Origin of the sequence: Catenulispora pinisilvae, from assembly GCF_015356865.1 — a bacterium.
GTDB lineage: Bacteria > Actinomycetota > Actinomycetes > Streptomycetales > Catenulisporaceae > Catenulispora > Catenulispora pinisilvae.
This window is the reverse complement of the sequence record NZ_JAAFZA010000641.1, coordinates 1-336: the sequence shown is the minus strand read 5'-3', so window position 1 is coordinate 336 and position 336 is coordinate 1. Positions and strand designations below refer to the sequence as shown.

The window sequence follows — 336 nt, the reverse complement described above, 5'->3', positions numbered from 1 at the left end:
TGGCGGATCCGTTCGGTCCGGCCGGGTCGCGGATGTATCGCACCGGGGATCTGGCGCGCTGGAGCGTCGATGGCGTGGTGGAGTATCTGGGCCGTACCGATGACCAGGTGAAGCTGCGTGGCTTCCGCATCGAGTTGGGTGAGATCGAGTCGGTCCTGGCTGGACATGACGCGGTGTCCCAGGTTGCGGTGCTGGCGCGCGAAGACCGGCCCGGCGACAATCGCCTGGTCGCGTACATCGTTCCGGCAGCCGGAGATGGCCTGGACGTGTCGGTCCTGCGTGAGCGTGCTGCGCAGGCCTTGCCGGATTACATGGTGCCGTCGGCGTTTGTGGTGC

General features: G+C 67.0%; 1 protein-coding gene. It reads left to right on the top strand.

Features of this window, described 5'->3' with window-relative positions; translation table 11 throughout:
• The coding region (locus IZR01_RS49685) for an AMP-binding enzyme (RefSeq protein ID WP_194927940.1) at positions 1-336 on the top strand (336 nt) is incomplete at both ends.